This is a genomic window from Cellulomonas sp. Marseille-Q8402, from assembly GCF_965119525.1.
In genome coordinates, this window is record NZ_CBCPLX010000002.1 from 1,411,465 (window position 1) to 1,428,807 (window position 17,343).

General features: G+C 74.5%; 17 protein-coding genes and 2 tRNA genes. 11 read left to right on the forward strand and 8 right to left on the reverse strand.

Annotation, left to right across the window (positions count from 1 at the left end):
- Positions 1 to 23: 23 nt before the first annotated feature.
- On the forward strand, positions 24 to 941 hold the full coding sequence (locus ACWPWW_RS17465) for an ATP-grasp domain-containing protein (RefSeq protein WP_454051594.1): 918 nt from the start codon (positions 24 to 26) through the stop codon (positions 939 to 941).
- Between the two features lie 85 nt (positions 942 to 1,026).
- On the opposite strand, the gene ACWPWW_RS17470 is transcribed toward ACWPWW_RS17465, so the two are convergent.
- The 5 genes from ACWPWW_RS17470 to ACWPWW_RS17490 all read right to left on the reverse strand — a co-directional run bounded on the left by ACWPWW_RS17470 (position 1,027) and on the right by ACWPWW_RS17490 (position 3,482).
- A tRNA-His gene (locus ACWPWW_RS17470) sits at positions 1,027 to 1,102 on the reverse strand.
- Positions 1,103 to 1,158: 56 nt separating this feature from the next.
- Positions 1,159 to 1,761, reverse strand: a complete 603-nt coding sequence (orn, locus tag ACWPWW_RS17475) for an oligoribonuclease (RefSeq protein WP_454051859.1) — start codon at positions 1,759 to 1,761, stop codon at positions 1,159 to 1,161.
- A 127-nt stretch (positions 1,762 to 1,888) separates the two neighbouring features.
- A complete protein-coding gene (locus ACWPWW_RS17480; protein ID WP_454051595.1) occupies positions 1,889 to 2,092 on the reverse strand; it encodes a hypothetical protein in 204 nt (67 codons plus the stop codon).
- A gap of 131 nt (positions 2,093 to 2,223) precedes the next feature.
- Positions 2,224 to 2,859: an alpha/beta hydrolase gene (locus tag ACWPWW_RS17485; RefSeq protein ID WP_454051596.1), complete on the reverse strand. Its 636-nt coding sequence runs from the start codon at positions 2,857 to 2,859 to the stop codon at positions 2,224 to 2,226.
- A 2-nt stretch (positions 2,860 to 2,861) separates the two neighbouring features.
- A complete protein-coding gene (locus ACWPWW_RS17490; RefSeq protein WP_454051597.1) occupies positions 2,862 to 3,482 on the reverse strand; it encodes an NADPH-dependent F420 reductase in 621 nt (206 codons plus the stop codon).
- 86 nt (positions 3,483 to 3,568) lie between these two features.
- Here ACWPWW_RS17490 and ACWPWW_RS17495 point away from each other — a divergent pair, with 86 nt between their 5' ends.
- Complete coding sequence (locus tag ACWPWW_RS17495) at positions 3,569 to 4,093, forward strand: MarR family winged helix-turn-helix transcriptional regulator (RefSeq protein WP_454051598.1); 525 nt, start codon at positions 3,569 to 3,571, stop codon at positions 4,091 to 4,093.
- A 6-nt stretch (positions 4,094 to 4,099) separates the two neighbouring features.
- Here the strand turns inward: ACWPWW_RS17495 and ACWPWW_RS17500 are convergent, their stop codons facing one another.
- A complete protein-coding gene (locus tag ACWPWW_RS17500; protein ID WP_454051599.1) occupies positions 4,100 to 4,465 on the reverse strand; it encodes a PGPGW domain-containing protein in 366 nt (121 codons plus the stop codon).
- Between the two features lie 52 nt (positions 4,466 to 4,517).
- On the reverse strand, positions 4,518 to 5,171 hold the full coding sequence (locus ACWPWW_RS17505; RefSeq protein ID WP_454051600.1) for a TetR/AcrR family transcriptional regulator: 654 nt from the start codon (positions 5,169 to 5,171) through the stop codon (positions 4,518 to 4,520).
- Between the two features lie 285 nt (positions 5,172 to 5,456).
- On the opposite strand from ACWPWW_RS17505, the gene ACWPWW_RS17510 reads away from it, so the two are divergent.
- The 7 genes from ACWPWW_RS17510 (at position 5,457) to ACWPWW_RS17540 (ending at position 13,609) form a co-directional block, all read left to right on the forward strand.
- Positions 5,457 to 7,127 carry an ABC transporter substrate-binding protein gene (locus ACWPWW_RS17510; protein ID WP_454051601.1) on the forward strand — a complete coding sequence of 557 codons (1,671 nt, stop codon included), beginning with the start codon at positions 5,457 to 5,459 and terminating at the stop codon, positions 7,125 to 7,127.
- An 81-nt stretch (positions 7,128 to 7,208) separates the two neighbouring features.
- On the forward strand, positions 7,209 to 8,048 hold the full coding sequence (locus ACWPWW_RS17515) for an ABC transporter ATP-binding protein (protein ID WP_454051602.1): 840 nt from the start codon (positions 7,209 to 7,211) through the stop codon (positions 8,046 to 8,048).
- On the forward strand, positions 8,045 to 8,830 hold the full coding sequence (locus ACWPWW_RS17520; protein WP_454051603.1) for an ABC transporter ATP-binding protein: 786 nt from the start codon (positions 8,045 to 8,047) through the stop codon (positions 8,828 to 8,830). Before ACWPWW_RS17515 ends, ACWPWW_RS17520 begins: the two co-directional genes overlap by 4 nt.
- Positions 8,831 to 8,833: 3 nt before the next feature.
- The gene (locus ACWPWW_RS17525; RefSeq protein WP_454051604.1) at positions 8,834 to 9,817 is read left to right on the forward strand and encodes an ABC transporter permease; all 984 of its coding nucleotides are present in this window, start codon (positions 8,834 to 8,836) and stop codon (positions 9,815 to 9,817) included.
- A 3-nt stretch (positions 9,818 to 9,820) separates the two neighbouring features.
- Positions 9,821 to 10,870, forward strand: coding sequence for an ABC transporter permease (locus ACWPWW_RS17530; protein ID WP_454051605.1), 1,050 nt, complete (start codon positions 9,821 to 9,823; stop codon positions 10,868 to 10,870).
- A complete protein-coding gene (locus ACWPWW_RS17535; RefSeq protein ID WP_454051606.1) occupies positions 10,867 to 13,206 on the forward strand; it encodes an exo-beta-d-1,3/1,6-glucosidase in 2,340 nt (779 codons plus the stop codon). Before ACWPWW_RS17530 ends, ACWPWW_RS17535 begins: the two co-directional genes overlap by 4 nt.
- A gap of 187 nt (positions 13,207 to 13,393) precedes the next feature.
- Positions 13,394 to 13,609 carry a hypothetical protein gene (locus ACWPWW_RS17540; RefSeq protein ID WP_454051607.1) on the forward strand — a complete coding sequence of 72 codons (216 nt, stop codon included), beginning with the start codon at positions 13,394 to 13,396 and terminating at the stop codon, positions 13,607 to 13,609.
- A gap of 204 nt (positions 13,610 to 13,813) precedes the next feature.
- Here the strand turns inward: ACWPWW_RS17540 and ACWPWW_RS17545 are convergent.
- Positions 13,814 to 13,886: transfer RNA gene (locus ACWPWW_RS17545), tRNA-Arg, on the reverse strand.
- 156 nt (positions 13,887 to 14,042) lie between these two features.
- Here ACWPWW_RS17545 and ACWPWW_RS17550 point away from each other — a divergent pair.
- Positions 14,043 to 15,740: a dynamin family protein gene (locus ACWPWW_RS17550; RefSeq protein WP_454051608.1), complete on the forward strand. Its 1,698-nt coding sequence runs from the start codon at positions 14,043 to 14,045 to the stop codon at positions 15,738 to 15,740.
- Entirely contained in the window at positions 15,737 to 17,242 is a 1,506-nt protein-coding gene (locus ACWPWW_RS17555) for a GTPase (RefSeq protein WP_454051609.1), read from the forward strand. The genes ACWPWW_RS17550 and ACWPWW_RS17555 overlap by 4 nt, the downstream gene beginning before the upstream one ends.
- Positions 17,243 to 17,343: the final 101 nt, after the last annotated feature.

The following is a 17,343-nucleotide window of genomic DNA, read 5'->3' on the forward strand; positions in this document are numbered from 1 at the left end:
GGCGCGTGGGTAGTGTGCCCAGGGTGACCACTCGCATCGCCCTCGCCACCTGCGCCGCCCTGCCGGACCTCGACCCGGACGACGCCCCGCTGGTCGGGGCCCTCCAGGAGCGCGGCCTGGAGGTCGAGTCGCCCGTGTGGAACTCCGCCGACGTCGACTGGTCGTCCTACGACGCCGTCGTGGTCCGCTCCACCTGGGACTACACCGAGCACCCGCGGGACTTCCGCTGGTGGGCCCAGCGCGTCAGCCAGTCCTCGCGCCTCATCAACCCGGCGCAGGCGCTGACCTGGAACATCGACAAGACCTACCAGCGCGCCATGGAGGCCGCGGGCCTGCCGATCGTGCCGACCATCTGGATGGACCCCGCCCGCAACTTCAACGCGCGCGCCATCCACACCCGGTTCCCGGCGTTCGGCGACTTCGTGATCAAGCCGACGGTCAGCGCCGGCTCGCGCGACACCGGCCGGTACGACGCGGGCCAGACCCCGTCGCGCGCGCTCGCGATCACGCACGTCAAGAACCTGCTCAACGAGGGCCGGCACGTCATGGTGCAGCGCTACCTCAAGCAGGTCGACACGGTGGGGGAGACGGCGCTCGTCTACTTCGACGGCCGGCTGAGCCACGCCGTGCGCAAGGCGCCGCTGCTGGAGGGCCCGTACCGCGAGGGCACGATGGACGGCGTCCTCTACAAGGAGGAGGTCATGACGTCGCGCGACGCGTCCGAGGCCGAGCTCGCGCTCGGCCAGCGGGTGGTCGACGCGCTGCCGCAGCTGCTCCCCGGCGTCGAGGAGCCCCTGGCCTACACCCGGGTGGACCTGATCCCGGACGACGAGGGCAACCCGGTCGTGCTGGAGCTCGAGCTGATCGAGCCGAGCTTCTTCTTCGCGCAGGCGCCGGAGGCCGTCGACCGCTTCGCCGACGCCGTCGTCCGCCGCCTCTGACGCCTGCGCCCCGGGCCGGCGGCCGCGCCCTGCTCGCGGGGACGAGAACGGCCGCCGTACCCGGGGGGTACGGCGGCCGTTCTGCTGGGGTGGCTAACGGGACTTGAACCCGCGACCTCCTGGACCACAACCAGGCGCTCTACCACCTGAGCTATAGCCACCACGCGACCCTGGAGGACCAGGACCGTCGTCAAGCATACCGGGTCCCCGGGGGTCCTCAGGACGTGGCGGTCGACTCCCGGTGCGCGGCGGCCACGGAGGTGGCCTCGATCTGCGCGGCGACGGCCTTCGCGGCCTTGGAGTCGGGGCCGGGCTGGGGCACCAGGAGGGCGGCGCGGTAGTACCGGAGCTCGTCGATGCTCTCCAGGATGTCGGCCAGCGCGCGGTGGCCGCCGTTCTTCTGCGGGGACGCGAAGTAGACGCGCGGGTACCAGCGGCGGGCCAGCTCCTTGATCGAGGAGACGTCGATCACCCGGTAGTGCAGGTGCTCGACCAGCTCGGGCATGTCGCGGTCGAGGAACACCTTGTCGGTGCCGACGGAGTTGCCGGCGAGCGGCGCCTTGCCCGGGTCCGGGACCCACTGGCGGACGTACGCGAGCACCTGCGCCTGCGCGTCGGCGAGCGTGGTGCCCTCGGCGAGCGCCTCGAGCAGCCCGGAGGTGGTGTGCATGGTGCGGACGAAGTCGCCCATCTGGGTCAGCGCCTCGGCGGGCGGGGCGATGACGACGTCGACGCCGTCGCCCAGCACGTTGAGCTCGGAGTCGGTCACGACGGCGGCGACCTCGACGAGCGCGTCCCGGACGGCGTCCAGGCCGGTCATCTCGCAATCGATCCACACGATCCGGTCGGCGCTGCCGTTGCCGTTGTTCAGGGTGCTCACCCGCCCAGGGTACGGGTGAGCCCGCCGGACGGTGGTCCGGCGGGCTCGTCGTCCCGGGCGGTGCGGGTCACCGGGTCGCGCCGACCGTGGTGGTCGCCACGAGCAGCAGCCGCAGGCGCGGCAGCCGGTTCCGTTCCGGGGGTCGTCCCCGGCGCTCGGCGCCGGGTCTGACCGTCGCGGGCCGGGCGAGGTGCCGGGACAGCAGCCGGGCGGTCTCGATGCGCTCGCGGTGGTCGGCCTGGATCAGGTCGTAGGTGAGGGCGGGGTGCATGGTGGTGGGTCCTCTGCGTGACGCTGGGGGTGGGGCCTGGCCGGGCCCCGGGACGCACCGCGGTGATCCTCAGACTGGCAGCGCCCGCACCCCGGGTCACGCGAATATCGGACCTGACCGCTGCTGCCGCCTCAGCCCGCCGCCGGCAGCGTCCGCGCCAGGAACGCCCGCACGTCGTCCAGCACCGGCGCAGAGATGCCGTGGCCGAGGCCGGGGTAGGCGTGCTCCTCGACGTCGGTGTGCGCCGCGAGCCAGGCGCTGGTGCGCGCCGTCGCGTCCGGCGGGATGACCGCGTCCGCGTCGCCGTGCCCGAACAGCACCGGCACCCGCCGGGCGGCCAGCGCCGGGTCGCCGGGCTCGTCGGCGCCGAGGCTGAACCCGGACAGCACCACGGCCGCGGCGAACCGCTCCGGACGCAGCCGCAGCAGCTGCGTCGCCATGAGACCGCCCTGGGAGAACCCGAGCAGCCCCACGCGCGTCCCGGGCTCGGCGACCGCGTCGAGCCAGGTGGCGAGCGCCGACGCGGCGGCGCGCACCGGAGCGGGGTCGGGCCGTCCGGGAGCGGCGAGCGGCGCCCACGCGAACCCCGGCCCGCCCGTCAGCGGCGCGCGCGGTGCCGCGAGCCGCAGCCCCGCGGGCAGGTGCGGCGCGAGGCCCAGCAGGTCGCCCTCGTGGGACCCGTAGCCGTGCAGCAGGACGAGCAGCGGGGCGCCCGCGGTGGCCGGTCCGGTGCGCGCGGACCGGACCGCCGCGGGGTCGATCGTCACGGTCACCGCGCGAGCGCGAACCCGGTGGTCCACGAGGTCTTCTCGCCCGCGGCGAGGGTGAGCTGCAGGAAGCCGAGCGCCTCGAGCTCGTGCGCGCGCCGCAGCGAGCCGGCGTCGACGGCACGCAGGCCGCCACCTTCGACGACCTCGGCCAGCGCCGCCTTCGCGTCGGCGTCGTCGCCCGCGATCAGCACGGTGGTCGGCAGCGGGCCGACGGTGCCGGTGGCGAGGGTCGCGGCGAACGTGGTGTTGAACGCCTTGAGCACCCGGGCGTCCGGGAGGCGCGCGGCGAGCTCGGCGGCCGCGGAGGAGCCCGCGGGCACCACCAGCCCGTCGAACGTGGCGAAGTCCACCGGGTTGGTGACGTCCACGACGACGCGGCCGGCGAACCCGTCCGGGTACCGGCCGACGACCTCCTCGAGCGCGCCGTAGGGGAGGGCGAGGACGACGACGTCGCCCGTCACCGGGTCGCCCACCGTGCCGGGGGTCACGGCAGCGTCGACGGCGGCGGCCTTCGCAGGGTCGCGGGTGAGCACCTGCACCTGCGCGCCTGCCTGCAGCGCCAGACGCGCCACCGCCCCGCCGATGGTGCCCGCCCCGATGATGGTCACGCTGCTGGTCATGCCCGCTCCTCCGTCGAGAACGCTTGTCCCGACAAGCAACGTACGCGCATGGGGTTGAAGCGTCAACCAATGGCTAGGATGGGCGCATGACCGACGACCCCCGCTGGCTCAGCGCGCGCGAGCTGCAGGCCTGGATGCGCCTGGAGGCGGTCGCGGAGCTGCTGCCGGCCGCGCTCGACCACCAGCTGCAGCGCGACGCCGACCTGTCGCACTACGACTACCTGGTGCTCGCCAAGCTCTCCGAGGCGGCCGACCGGACGCTGCGGATGAGCGGCCTCGCCGCGAGCACCAACGCCACGCTCCCGCGCCTGTCGCACGTCGCGGCGCGGCTCGAGGCGCGCGGCTACCTCACGCGGACCCGGTCGGAGGACGACCGCCGCGCGACGCTGGCGTCGCTCACCGAGGAGGGGTGGCGCAAGGTGGTCGCCACGGCGCCGTCGCACGTGGGGGAGGTCCGCCGCCTGGTGGTCGACCGGCTGAGCCCCGAGCAGGTGGCGCAGCTGGACGGCATCGCGCTGGCCATCCTCGGCGCGCTCGACCCGGAGAACCGCCTCGAGGCGCAGAACCCGGTCGCGGACGCGTCGGAGGCGTGCGGCAACGAGGCAGGCTGACGCGGGTCAGCCTCGCTGCGCGGCCCTGCGGGCCCGGCGCTCCCGCCAGCCGTGCCACACGCGCATGACCAGCGCCTTGAGCCGGTCGGTGAGCCGGCGCACCGCCGGGAACTCCGTCCCGAGGATGCCGAGCCCCAGGAAGATCATCAACCAGCCCGGCCCGGGCAGGACCAGCAGCGCGATGCCGATCGCGATCACCGTGACGCCGACGACGGTCACGACGACCTTGTAGGTGAGCCGCAGCCACGGCCGGCTGTCGAGCCGCGCGCGCAGCCGCGCCAGCGCGCGGTGGGCGCCGGTGTCGGTGCGCTCGCCCGCGGCGATCTCGGCCGCGAGGTCGTCGCCGGCGCCGGCGGGGGTCGGTGACGTCATGCCTCAACGACGTCCGGGACGCCGTGGTTGTTCCCGGCGGCCGGGGTGAGGTTCACGCGCCGGCCGCCGTGCGGGCCTCGCCGAGGGGCGAGGGCCGCGGTGCGAGCACCGCGTTGACCAGAGCCTCGATGGCGAACGCGCTGGTTTCCGCGAGCTCCACGTCGTCCGGTGCGAGCAGCCACTGCACCTGCAGCCCGTCCATCACCGCGAGGATGGCTGCCGCCGCGCGGTCGACGGTCGCCGGGACGGTCACGCCGTGCTCGGCGCACACGACCTCGAACGCCGCGTGGATCTCGCCGCGCAAGGTGCGGTACCGGTCCTCGAAGTAGCCGCGGCCCGGGTGGTCGTCGGTGACGGACTCGGCGGACAGCACGGCGTAGGCCTGCACGATGCCGGGCCGGCCCTCGTTGGCGAACGCGGTCCGGACCAGGTGCCGGAACAGCTCGACGCCGTCGGGGATGCGCTGGTTCTCGAAGTCCTCGACGTCGGACTCGTCGCGGTACCGCAGCACCTCGAGGAGGAGCTGGTCCTTGGACCCGAAGTGGTGCAGGATCCCCGCGTGCGTCATGCCGACCTGGTCGGCGATCTCGGTCAGCGGGCCCTTGTTGTACCCGCGGGAGCCGAAGGTGGCGGTCGCGGCCCGCAGGATCTCCGCGCGCTTCGCGACCGTCTCCGGCCGCGCACGCGGCGAGCGCCTGGTGCTCATGGCTGCCTCACTTCCTCGTGCCGCACGGGTCGCCCCGGGGGCGGGGTGGACGCGCCGATCCTAACCGGGAGCGGTCCCACCACCGGTGGGACGTCACGACTTGATCACGGCCCTTGGAACTTACTGACAGTGTAGTAAGGTCCCCGTCATCAGGCGATGCGCGAGGCAGCCGCCCGGGACGTCGTGGTCCCGGCAGGCGCCGCACGCCCCCGGCTGAGGATCCGCTCGACCCCCGCACCGTCGCGGCTGCCTGCCGCGCCGTCCCCCGTCTCGAAGGAGAGATCGATGAGGGTGAAGACTCCTGCCATCGCGCTGGGCCTGGCCACGGCCCTGGCGCTGACCGCGTGCTCCGGGGGAGGGGACGACGCCGGCGACGGTGCCTCGACCTCCGGCGGCGGTGGCGCGGCGCTGACCGTGGCCAAGCCCGACGGCGCCATCGCGACCGAGTCGAACAACCCCTGGGTCGGCGACTCGTCCGGCCTCAAGCTCGGCTACATCAACGCGATCCTCGAGCCGCTGGGCGTCGTCAACCTGGTGGACCCGTCGGCGGACGTCACGCCGTGGCTCGCCGAGGACATCGCGTGGAACGACGACTACACGGCCGTCACGTTCACGGCGCGCGAGGGCGTCACCTGGAACGACGGCGAGGAGTTCACCGCCGGCGACATCCAGTTCACGTTCAACCTGCTCAAGGACAACCCCGAGCTGGACAACGCGGCGCTGGGCATCCAGGACGTCACCCTCGACGGGAACACCGTCACGGTGACGTTCGGGTCCTCGATGTACGTCAAGCAGGACAAGGTCGTGCACAAGTACGTCGTCCCGCAGCACGTCTGGGAGGCCGTCGACGACCCCGCCACCTACGAGAACCTCGAGCCGGTCGGCACCGGGCCCTACGTGCTGAGCCAGTTCACCTCCCAGTCGGTCGAGCTGACCGCGCGCGACGACTACTGGGGCGGCGAGCTCGCCGTGCCGACGCTCTACTACGTGTCGTACAACGACAACACCGCGCTCACCACGGCCCTGGCGAACGGCGACGCGGACTGGGCGCAGGCGTTCATCCCGAACGTCGACTCGGCCTACCTGTCCAAGGACGACGCCAACACCTACTGGGCCGCCGCGGGGCTCGGCATCGACGCGCTGTTCCTCAACACGCAGACCAAGCCGTTCGACGACGTCGCGTTCCGGCAGGCGCTGAACCTGGTCGTCGACCGGGAGAAGCACCAGGCGATCGCGCGCGAGGGCGGCGTGCCGGAGCTCACCTCCGTCACCGGCCTGCCGACGCCGGCCGGCGACCCGTTCATCGCCGACGAGTACAGCGGCGAGGAGTACGCGGTCGACCTCGACGCCGCCACCGAGCTGCTGGAGGACGCGGGCTACACCGGCGTGGGCGAGGCCCTGGTCGACCCCGACGGCGAGCCCGTCACCTTCACGCTGTCCGTGCCGCAGGGCTGGAGCGACTACGTGACCGGCATCAGCCTGATCGCGGACGCCGCCGCCGAGCTCGGCGTCGAGGCCACCCTCGACACCCCCGACTCCGACTCCTGGTGGGCCGCGAAGGGCGAGGGCGACTTCCAGGCGATCCTGCACTGGACCGACACCGGCGCCACGCCGTACGACCTGTACAGCGACATCATGGACGGCCGCTGGCTCATGCCGCTGGGCGAGGTCGCGGACTTCAACTTCGGCCGGTTCGACTCGCCGGAGGCCACCGCGGCGCTCGACGCCTACGCGTCGGCCACCGACGACGTCGCCCGCACCGCCGCGCTGGAGACGGTGCAGCGGATCTTCGTGGACGAGGTCCCGGCGATCCCGATCGGCACCCGCCCGTTCATCGGCGAGTACAACACCCGCAGCTACGTCGGCTGGCCGGGCGAGGACGACCCGTACGCGAACCCGGACCCGACGCAGCCGTCGGCGGCGCTGATCCTGTCGTCGCTGCGCGCGGCGGACTGACGCGTGCGCACCGCCGGCCGGGGCCGCGCGGCCCCGGCCGGCGGTGCCGTCCCCGGCCCCACCTCCGACGAAGGAGCAGCAGTGACCAGTGACGACGTGCTGACCGTCTCCGGCTTCAGCGTGGTCTACGACGTGGAGCCGCCGGTCGAGGCCGTGCGCGACGTGTCGATCAGCGTGCGGCGCGGCGAGATCCTCGGTCTGGCCGGCGAGTCCGGCTGCGGCAAGACCACTCTCGCCTACGGCGTGCAGCGGCTGCTCAAGCCGCCGGCCGTGATCACCGCCGGGACCGCCGTGTTCCACGACGAGTCCGGCGAGGACATCGACCTGAACCGGCTGACGGACGCGCAGATGCGCGCGTTCCGCTGGGACAAGGCGTCGATGGTGTTCCAGGGCGCGATGAACGCGCTGAACCCCGTGCTGGACGTCGGCAAGCAGCTCGGCGACGTGTTCGTCGCGCACCGGCCGCGGATGTCCCGCGCCGAGCGCGTCGAGGAGTGCGGCCGGCTGCTCGACATGGTCGGCGTCGGCCGGGACCGGTTGCGGTCGTTCCCGCACGAGCTGTCCGGCGGCATGCGCCAGCGGGTGATGATCGCGATGGCGCTCGCGCTGCGCCCGCAGCTGATGATCATGGACGAGCCGACGACGGCCCTCGACGTGCTGGTGCAGCGGGAGATCCTCCAGCAGATCAGCGACCTGCGGCGCGAGCTCGGGTTCTCGGTCGTGTTCATCACGCACGACCTGCCGCTGCTGCTCGAGATCAGCGACCGGATCGCCGTCATGCGCGCGGGCCGGGTCGTCGAGCTCGACACCGCCGAGAGCATCTACCGCGGCGCGCAGCACGAGTACACCCGCCGGCTGCTGTCGTCGTTCCCGTCGCTGACCGGCTCGCGGGGCGACTTCGTGCGCGGAGGTGCGGCGTGACGACCCTCGAGCTCGCCCACGTGACCAAGCGCTACCGCGTCCGCGGCGCCGGGGACCTGCTCGCGCTGGACGACGTCTCCTTCACGCTGACCAGCGGGCAGACCATCGCCCTGGTCGGCCAGTCCGGTTCCGGCAAGTCGACGATCGCCAAGATCCTCACCCAGCTGGAGCGCGTCACGGCCGGCGCCGTGCTGCTGGACGGCGCACCGATCCCGACCCGCGGGCGCGGGCTGCGCCGGTACCGGCAGCAGGTGCGGATGGTCTTCCAGGACCCGTTCGCCTCGCTGAACCCGTCGCACACCATCCGGCACCACCTGGAGCGCCCGCTGCGGCTCGACCACGTCGTCCCGCGCGACGAGGTCGACGCCGAGGTGCACCGGCTGCTCGACCGCGTGCACCTGGAGCCCGGAGTCGTCGAGCGTCGTCCCCACGAGCTGTCCGGCGGCCAGCGGCAGCGCGTCGCGATCGCCCGGGCGCTCGCGTCCCGGCCGGCGCTGCTGGTGGCCGACGAGCCCGTGTCGATGCTCGACGTCTCGATCCGGCTCGGCGTGCTGAACCTGCTCGCGGAGCTGCAGCGGGAGTCCGACCTCGGCGTCCTCTACATCACGCACGACCTGGCCACGGCCCGGCACTTCAGCGACCGGATCATGGTCCTCCACCACGGCGTCGTGGTGGAGGAGGGGCCCGCGGATGACGTGATCCTCCGGCCGCAGCACCCGTACACCCGCGCCCTGCGCGACGCGTCCCCCGACCCGGACGCCCACTTCGCAGGAAGGAGCTGACCCGTGCGGTTCCTCGTGCGCCGCGGCGCGTTCTACCTCTTCACGGCCTGGGCCGCGATCACCATCAACTTCTTCCTGCCGCGGATGATGAAGGGCGACCCGGTCTCCGCCTACCTGCAGAAGAACCAGGGGCGGATCAGCCCCGAGGCCGCCGACTCGCTGCGGACGCTGTTCGGGCTGGACGACGGCACGTCGCTGCTGCAGCAGTACCTCGACTACTGGCGGCTGCTGCTCTCCGGCGACCTCGGCCGCTCGTTCTCCAAGGGCCTCGCCCCGGTCACCGACGTGATCGCGACCGCGCTGCCGTGGACCGTGGGGCTCGTCGGCATCGCCACCGTGCTCTCGTTCTTCCTCGGCACGTCGCTGGGCGCGCTGATCGGCTGGCGGCGCGGCTCGCGGGCCGACGTCGTGGTCCCGGTCGCGACGTTCTTCTCCACCGTGCCGTACTTCTGGATGGGCCTCATCGCCATCGCGGTGTTCTCCACCGCGCTCGGCTGGTTCCCCGCGTCGCACGCCTACGACAAGGGCAGCGTGCCCACCTTCAGCCTGGACTTCCTCGGGCAGGTGGTGGCGCACGGCACGCTGCCCGCTCTGACGATCGTCGTCGCGTCGCTCGGCGGCTGGGTGCTGGGGATGCGGAACATGATGGTGACCGTCCTCGACGAGGACTACGTCACCGTCGCCGAGGCCAAGGGCCTGTCGCAGCGCCGGGTGCTCGTCGCGTACGCCGCGCGCAACGCCGTGCTGCCGCAGCTGTCCTCGTTCGCCCTGTCGCTCGGGTTCATCGTCGGGGGCACCCTGGTGATGGAGCTGGTGTTCAGCTACCCCGGCGTCGGCAAGCTGCTGCTCGACGCGACCTCCGCCAAGGACTACCCGCTCATGCAGGGGCTGTTCCTGGTCATCACGTTGACCGTCCTGGTCGCGAACATCCTCGCGGACGCCGCCTACGCCGCGCTCGACCCGCGCACCCGCCAGATGGAGGCCTGAGCGATGACCGTCCCCACCTCGATCGCCGCGGGCTCCCCGGCGGCCGCACCCGTCCCCGACGCGCCGGCGCCCGGCGCTCCCCGGTGGCGGCAGGCGCTCGCCGGCGCGGGCCGCGGCTTCGCGATGTTCCGCAACGGCAAGTCCCTCACCGGGCTCGCGGTCCTCGGCTTCTTCGTCCTGGTCGCGCTGGTCGGGCCGCTGCTGGCGCCGTACGGGCCGCTCGACAAGGACTTCGACGCCCTGCGGCAGCCGCCGTCCGGCGCGCACTGGCTCGGCACCACGCACATGGGCGAGGACGTGCTGAGCCAGATCGTCCACGGCACCCGCGGCGTGCTGGTCGTCGGCTTCGCGGCCGGCGTGATCGGCACGGTCATCGCCGTGGTCGTCGGCGTCACCGCCGGCTACGTCGCCGGCTGGCGGTCCGAGTCGCTGTCCGCGCTCACCAACGTCTTCCTGGTGCTGCCGGCGCTGCCGCTGATGATCATCGTCGCCTCGCAGTACGAGGACCCGAGCCTGCTGCTGATCGCGGCCGTGCTGGCCATCACCGGCTGGGCCTGGGGCGCCCGGGTGCTGCGCGCCCAGACCATGTCGCTGCGCAACCGCGACTTCGTGCAGGCGGCCCGTGCCAACGGCGAGCCGCTGCACCGGATCATCGCCGTCGAGATGCTGCCGAACCTCACCGCGATCATCGCGTCGTCGTTCGTGGGCACGGTGACGGCCGCGGTGCTCGGCCTGACGACCCTGGCGTTCATCGGGGTCATCCCGATCACCAACCTCAACTGGGGCACGATCCTGTACTGGGCGCAGCAGAACGGCGCGTTCCCGGACTTCTGGTGGTGGTACGTCCCCGCCGGCCTCTGCATCGCGCTGCTCGGCACGGCCCTGGCGCTGATCAACTTCGGCATCGACGAGTACGTGAACCCGCGGCTGCGGTCCGCGGGGGAGCGGGCGCGCGCGATGCGCCGGCGCGGGCTGAAGCCGACGCACGGGGTGACCGCCGTGCGCACCGCCCCGACCCCCGACCCCGACACCCTGCAGAAGGACCCTCGATGACCGTCACGACCACCGCCCCCTACCAGGACCCGACCCAGCCGGTCGCCGTGCGCGTGCAGGACCTGCTCGCCCGGATGACCGTCGAGGAGAAGGTCGGGCAGATGATGCAGCTCGACGCCCGCGGCGACCTGGACGAGCACGTCCTGCGCACCCACGTCGGCTCGATCCTGCACACCTCCCCGGAGCGGCTGGTGCGGGCGCACGCGCTGACGGCCGAGACCCGGCTGCGGATCCCGCTGCTCGTGGGCGAGGACTGCATCCACGGGCACTCGTTCTTCGTCGGCGCGACGATCTTCCCGACGCAGCTCGGCACGGCCGCGACGTGGGACACCGACCTGGCCGAGCGGGTGGCGCGGGCGACGGCCGTCGAGACCGCCGCGACCGGCGTGCACTGGACGTTCAGCCCGGTGCTCTGCATCGCGCGCGACCTGCGGTGGGGCCGGGTGGACGAGACCTTCGGCGAGGACCCGTACCTGATCGGCGAGCTGGCCTCGGCCATGGTCCGCGGCTACCAGGGCGGCGGCCTGGACGACCCCACGGCGATCCTCGCGACGGCCAAGCACTTCGCGGGGTACTCCGAGACCCAGGGCGGGCGCGACGCGTCCGAGGCCGACATCTCCCGCCGCAAGCTGCGGTCCTGGTTCCTGCCGCCGTTCGAGCGGGTCGCCCGCGAGGGCTGCGCCACGTTCATGCTGGGCTACCAGACGATGGACGGCGTCCCGATCACGACCAACGACTGGCTGCTGAACGACGTGCTGCGCGGCGAGTGGGGCTACACCGGCACGCTCATCACCGACTGGGACAACGTCGGCCGCATGGTGTGGGAGCAGCAGGTCCAGCCCGACTACGCCCACGCCGCCGCGGCCGCGGTCCGGGCCGGCAACGACATGGTGATGACGACGCCCGGGTTCTACCAGGGCGCCCTGGACGCGATCGCGCAGGGGCTGCTGGCCGAGTCCGACCTGGACGCGGCCGTCTCCCGCATCCTCACGCTGAAGTTCCGGCTCGGGCTGTTCGAGGACCCGCGCCACGCCGACGCCGAGGCGCAGGCCGCCGTGGTGGGGTCCGCCGCGCACGCCGACCTCAACCTGGAGGTGGCGCGGCGCTCCGTGGTGCTGCTGCGCAACTCCGGGGTGCTGCCGCTGGCGGGCGGCTTCTCCCGTGCACCGGGGGCCGCCGGCCGAGCCGTCGACGGCGGCGGGGTGCCCGCCCCGGCCGCCGTCCGCGCGACGGGCGGCGACGCGACGCCCCGCCGGGTGGCCGTGGTCGGGCCGCTCGCCGACGACCACGAGTCGACCCTCGGCGACTGGGCCGGCAACTCGGGCCAGGCCGACTGGCTGCCCGAGGGCCACCCGCGCGACATGATCGTCACCGTCCTGGACGGCCTGCGCGCCGCGGTGCCCGTCGGCTGGGCGGTGTCCCACACCCGGGGCGCCGACATCGTCGACCTCGTGCCCGACCCGGCCGGCGCGTTCTACCCGGACGGGCAGCCGCGGCCCGACATCGGCATCCCGGTCGCCCCGGACGTCGCGATGATCGCCGAGGCCGTCGCCGCGGCCGAGGACGCGGACTACGTCGTGGCCGTCGTCGGCGACCGCATCGAGCTGGTCGGGGAGGGCCGGTCCACCGCGACGCTGGAGCTGGTCGGCGGGCAGGTCGCGCTGCTCGACGCGCTGGCCGCCACCGGCACGCCGCTGGTCGTGGTGCTGCTGGCGTCCAAGCCGCTGGTGCTGCCGCCGTCGGCGCTCGCGGCCGACGCGGTGCTGTGGGTCGCGAACCCGGGCATGCAGGGCGGTGCGGCGATCGCCGAGGTGCTGCTCGGGCTCACCGAGCCGTCGGGCCGGCTGCCGATCTCGTTCGCCCGGCACGCCGGCCAGCAGCCGACGTACTACAACCAGATCCGCGGCCAGCACGGCGACCGGTACGCCGACCTCACCCAGGACCCCGCGTTCGCGTTCGGGCAGGGGCTGTCCTACACGACGGTCGAGTACGCGGACCTGCGGCTGGACCGGGCGTCCGCCTCGGTGGGGGACACGGTGCGGGCCTCCGTGACGCTGACCAACACCGGGAACCGCCCCGCGCTCGAGACCGTGCAGCTGTACGTGTCGGACATGGTCACGTCGGTGTCGTGGGCGGACCAGGAGCTCAAGGCGTACCGGCAGGTCCCCGTGGCGCCGGGCGCGTCCGTCGAGGTCTCGCTGGACCTGGCGGTGGCGGACTGCACGATCGTCGACGCCGCGGGGAACCGGGTCGTGGAGCCGGGGGCGTTCGAGGTCCGGGTCGGGCGGTCGTCCCGGCGCGAGGACCTGCTCCGGGCGACGTTCGACGCGGTCTGACGGCTCGTCCGCGAGGTCGAGGGTTCCGGCCCAGACCGGTGCCTCTGCGCGCCGATCTCGGCGGGAACCCTCGACCTCGGCGAGCGGTCGCGCTCCGGGCGCGCTCCGGTCGCCGGGACAGCGGTGCTCCTGCTGCGTATCGTGGCGCCCACGCAGTGCCCGTCGCAGTCACGAGGGAGTGAGCGTCATGAGCACACCGGTTCCCGCATCCGGCTCCGGACCCCGCAACGAGTCGGGGGCGGCACTCCCGTCCTCCGCAGCGCATCCCGCGAGCCCCGGGCCGAACCCGGACGACCTGGACGAGGGGGAGGCGACCGAGGGCCGCGGCGCGGACGCCGTGGACCCCTCGCGGGACGTCGCCCCGACGACACCCGGGCCGAACCCGGACGACATCAACGACTGAGCCCGCGACCGGGCACCGCGCTGCGCCGGCCGGCACGGTGCCGCGTCGACCGTGCCCGCCGTGAGGTCGAGCACGACGTCGGCCGAGGCTGTCGACCGGTCGTGAGCCGCCGTGCGTCGAGCGCTTGGCGCGCGTGCGCCCGAGCCGTGCCGGTCGGGGTGGCGGCGCCTCGAGCGGCGACGACGAGGTGCCGGGTCGGCGCGGTGCCCCCAGCAGGACTCGAACCTGCAACCGACGGATTAGAAGGCCGTTGCTCTATCCATTGAGCTATGGAGGCGCGGGCCGGCGGCGTGCGCTGCCGGTCCGGCGCACCAGCCTACGCGGGCGGCCGGTCCCGCGGCCTGCTCTCCGGCGACCCGGTCCGGCGACACCGCCGCAGGTCACACGGCGCGGGCGTTTGGCCACCCTCGCGTTCACACGAGAGGATGACGGGGTGAACGCGCAGGCGGCAGGCTCGGCCGCGAGGGACATCCTCGACCGGCCGCTGGCCGCCACGTCCCTGCTCGACGCGCTGACCGACCTGGAGCGCGACGTCCGCGCCACCGCCTTCCCGCTGGAGGTGCCGGGCGTCGAGGCCAGCCGCGCCTCCCGGACGCGCCTGGTGGACCAGCTCGCCGACCACCTGGTGCCGCGCCTGCGGCAGCTGTCCGCCCCGGCGATCGTGGTGATCGCGGGGTCGACGGGTGCGGGCAAGTCGACGCTGGTCAACTCGCTGGTCGGAGCCGAGGTGAGCGTGGCCGGCGTGCTGCGGCCGACTACCCGGCGGCCCGTGCTGGTGCACCACCCCGAGGACGCCGAGCTGATGGCGGAGCACCCGGTGACGGACGCGGTCGACGTCGTCGCCTCCGAGCGGGTGCCGCGCGGCATCGCCCTGATGGACGCACCCGACCTGGACTCCGTCGACGCCGACAACCGCCGTTCCGCGCGGCGGCTGCTCGAGGCCGCGGACCTGTGGCTGTTCGTGACGACCGCCGCCCGGTACGGCGACGCGCTGCCGTGGCGCGTGCTCAGCGGGGCGACCGAGCGCGGCGCGTCGGTGGCGATGGTGCTCAACCGCGTCGACCCGGCCTCGCTGCCGACGGTCCGCGGCGACCTGCTGGAGCGGCTGCGCGGGCACGGGATGCAGGGCTCGCCGCTGTTCGTGGTGCCGGACCTCGGCCCGCACGAGGGTCTGCTCGAGCAGGCGACCGTCGCGCCGATCACCCGCTGGCTGACGATGCTCGCCGGGCCCGACCGCGCCCGCACCGTCGTGGCCCGCACGCTGCGCGGGTCGTTCGCGGCGCTGCGGCCGTGGGTGGACGAGCTCGCCGACGCGGTCGACGGGCAGGCGTCCGCGGCCGCGGCGATCCGCGAGGCGCTGGACGACGCCGTGCGCGCCCCCGCCGACGACGCCCGCCGCACCGTCACCCGCGGTGGGGTCGCCCAGGGCTCGGCGCAGGCGCGGTGGGCCGAGCTGACCGCGCCCGGCGCGCCGCTGTCGGACGTGCTGCGGGGCTCGGGCCGCGTCGACCGGTCCCGCCGCACGGGCCGGGAGCGGGCGACCGCCGTGCTGCCCCTGGTGCAGGACCTCGTGTCGTCCGCCGGCTCGACGCTGGCCGCGGTCGGTGCCGCCACCGAGCGCTCGCTGCGCGACGCCCTCGCGTCCGGTCCGGCCGGCGGGGCGTCGGTCGCGGAGGCGTGGTCCGCGCCCGACCGCGCCGCGGACCGGCCCCGCGAGGTCGAGCGCGCCGCCCGCGAGTGGGTCGCCGGGGCGGTCGACGTGCTGAACGAGACGACGACCGAGCCCGTCGCCGTGCCCGCCGGGGCCGACCGCGCCACCCGTCGTGCCGCCGGCCGGACGGCCAAGCGCGCGGCAGCCGCCCGGCGAGCGCTCGGCGACGAGGGGCTGGCGGCCCTGGCGCTCGCGGCCGCAGCGGGGCTCGACGCGGCCGACCGGATGCTCGTCGACCTGCTCGGCGAGCGGGGGACGGCGGCCGTCACCGTGCTGCGCGACCGGCTCGCCGAGCACGCCGCCGACCAGGCCCGGCGGGAGCAGGACGCCGTCGCCGCCGTGCTGGACCGGCCGGAGCTGGCGCCCGACGCGGCGTCGACGCTCCGGCTGCGCCTCGCCGTGATCAAGGGGCTGACATGACGGAGCCGACCGTGCCGACCGTGCCCGACGCCGGTGGCGAGACCGCCGCGCTCCGCCGCCGCCTGACCCGGCTGGACGAGGCGCTCGCGGTCGCCGGCGACCGGGTCGACCCGGCGACCGCCGCACGCGTCCGGGCCATCGGCGACCGCGTCCGCGCCCGGCTCGCGCTCGGTGTGGACCACACGGTCGTCGCGCTGCTGGGCGGCACCGGGTCGGGCAAGTCGAGCCTGTTCAACGCCGTCGCCGGCCTCGAGTTCGCGGAGGTGGGCGTCAAGCGCCCGACGACGGCCCAGCCGGCCGCCTGCGTGTGGGGCACCGGCGGCGACGCGCTGCTCGACTGGCTCGACGTCGACCCCGACCGCCGGATCGAGCGGGAGAGCGCGCTCGACGGCGAGACCGAGGCGCCGCTGCGCGGGCTCGTCCTGATGGACCTGCCCGACCACGACTCCATCGAAGAGGCGCACCGCGAGGCGGTCGACCGCCTGCTGCCGATGGCCGACCTGCTGGTCTGGGTGGTGGACCCGCAGAAGTACGCCGACGACTCCCTGCACTCCGGGTACCTGCGCCGCCTGGTCGGGCACGAGGGCGCGATGCTCGTCGTCCTCAACCAGATGGACACGGTGCCGGCCGAGCAGCGCGACGCCATCGTCACGGACGTCGGCCGGCTGCTCGCCGAGGACGGTCTCACCGGCGTCGAGGTCCGCGCGACCTCGGCCCGCACGGGCGAGGGGGTCGCGGAGATGCGCGACACGCTCGCGTCGGTGGTCGGACGGCAGAGCCTCGCGGCACGCCGCGCGTCGGCGGAGATCGTCGACGCGGCCCGGCTGGTCGAGGGCGAGGTGGCCGAGTCCGAGCCGCCCTCCGACGTCCTGGACGTCACGCCCGTCGCGGTCACGCTGGCGCAGGCCGCGGGGCTGCCGGCGATCGCCGACGCGGTCGCCGCCGTCGTGCGCGGCAGCGAGGACCCGGTGCCGTCGTTCGTCTCCGTGCAGCCCGGGTCCGTGGACCTGGCACGTGGTCAGTGGGCCGACACCGTGACCGCACGACTGCCGCGGAGGTGGGCGGAGTCCGTGCGGGCGGCGCTCGCCGAGCCGGAGGCGATCCGCTCGGCCGCCGACGAGGCGCTGTCCCGGGTGGCCGTCGTCGCGCGGCGGTCCGCGCTCGGCGCGACGCTGTCGGTCCTCGCGTTCGTCTTCGGCGTCGGCGCCGTCGTGGCCGCGGCGATCGGCGGCGGGCAGGCCTTCGGCACCGGCGGGGTCGCGGAGGCGCTGCGCCTGGCGTGGCCCGTCGCGGCCGGGCTGGTCGTGCTGACGGTGGCGTGCGCCGTGCTCGCGGTGCGCGCGCGCCGGTCGGCAGCGGTACGGCGGGCCGAGCGCGTGCGCCGGGACGGGCGGGAGGCGCTCGAGGGCGTCGCACGCACCTGCCTCGCGGAGCCGACCTCGGCCGTCCTGGCGGACCACCGCCGGGTGCGCGAGCTCGCCGCGGGGGCCCGGCAGGGCTGAGCCCGCGATCACGCGGTGCCGGGTCCTCCACAGGCCGCCGACGTGCGCGTCGTCCCCAGCTCCGGCCCCCGGCCCGAGCGGCGCGGCGCGGGGGTCCGCCA

Bases quoted from the DNA above. Each gene is read 5' to 3' on its own strand.
- orn (WP_454051859.1), bottom strand. From the start codon at position 1,761: ATGACCGGCCTGGACGCCGTCCGGGACGCGCTCGTCGAGGTCGCCGCC.
- ACWPWW_RS17480 (WP_454051595.1), bottom strand. From the start codon at position 2,092: ATGCACCCCGCCCTCACCTACGACCTGATCCAGGCCGACCACCGCGAG.
- ACWPWW_RS17490 (WP_454051597.1), bottom strand. From the start codon at position 3,482: ATGACCAGCAGCGTGACCATCATCGGGGCGGGCACCATCGGCGGGGCG.
- ACWPWW_RS17495 (WP_454051598.1), top strand. From the start codon at position 3,569: ATGACCGACGACCCCCGCTGGCTCAGCGCGCGCGAGCTGCAGGCCTGG.
- ACWPWW_RS17500 (WP_454051599.1), bottom strand. From the start codon at position 4,465: ATGACGTCACCGACCCCCGCCGGCGCCGGCGACGACCTCGCGGCCGAG.
- ACWPWW_RS17505 (WP_454051600.1), bottom strand. From the start codon at position 5,171: ATGAGCACCAGGCGCTCGCCGCGTGCGCGGCCGGAGACGGTCGCGAAG.
- ACWPWW_RS17510 (WP_454051601.1), top strand. From the start codon at position 5,457: ATGAGGGTGAAGACTCCTGCCATCGCGCTGGGCCTGGCCACGGCCCTG.
- ACWPWW_RS17530 (WP_454051605.1), top strand. From the start codon at position 9,821: ATGACCGTCCCCACCTCGATCGCCGCGGGCTCCCCGGCGGCCGCACCC.
- ACWPWW_RS17535 (WP_454051606.1), top strand. From the start codon at position 10,867: ATGACCGTCACGACCACCGCCCCCTACCAGGACCCGACCCAGCCGGTC.
- ACWPWW_RS17540 (WP_454051607.1), top strand. From the start codon at position 13,394: ATGAGCACACCGGTTCCCGCATCCGGCTCCGGACCCCGCAACGAGTCG.
- ACWPWW_RS17555 (WP_454051609.1), top strand. From the start codon at position 15,737: ATGACGGAGCCGACCGTGCCGACCGTGCCCGACGCCGGTGGCGAGACC.